This is a genomic window from Haemophilus sp. HMSC61B11, assembly GCF_001838615.1.
In the GTDB taxonomy this organism is placed as follows: Bacteria; Pseudomonadota; Gammaproteobacteria; order Enterobacterales; family Pasteurellaceae; genus Haemophilus_D; species Haemophilus_D parainfluenzae_AD.
The window spans coordinates 1-606 of the sequence record NZ_KV838015.1 but is presented as its reverse complement, the minus strand read 5'-3'; the positions used below and the strand labels follow the sequence as shown (position 1 = coordinate 606).

Here is a 606-nt window from a genome sequence, read left to right as displayed (position 1 = left end):
ATACTTTAAAAACTCAGGATTGTCTTCCGTGAGATAGGCACGAATGGCACGCAAGATTTGTGCATTGTGTTCAGAACTAGGGCTAGGGTAGACTCCAAAAAGCGCAGTAACACGACGTTTGGAAAGGTAGTCGTCAATCCACAGTTGCAATGAAAAACGCTCATGACCACCAAACGCATACAAGCCGAAACGGCTGTAATTGATTCCGCCTAGCGGATCGCCTTGTTCCGGTATGAAAGCAATAGCATGACTACCAAAGATAGTTTGCCAATAAATCACCCGTTTTTTGCGGTTGACACGAAAGCCGCGTGGACGGGGGAGGAAAATAAAAAATAGTAAAACAATTGGCCAAATAAAATGAAAATAAGCTTTTATAGTTCTATATGGCCTTTTTTCTAAATATAATTGCTTATATTCTTCATAAGGAAGAATATTATCGTTTGGAAAGCTCTTTTTAAATTCATCAGATGTTCTTATTTTTATATGCTGTTGATATAACGGCATTATTCTTTCATCGGGATTAAATGCCCATGTGAAATCATACCTAATAGATTCTATTTGAGATGCAAATGGTTTATTTAAGCTATTTCCCCCACCAAATCCAAC

The 606-nt window shown here is 38.0% G+C and carries 1 pseudogene; it reads right to left on the bottom strand.

The features are described 5' to 3' along the window. Nucleotides 1–558, bottom strand: a pseudogene (locus HMPREF3263_RS10500) (hypothetical protein); the annotation flags it as partial. Between the last annotated feature and the right edge of the window lie 48 nt (nucleotides 559–606).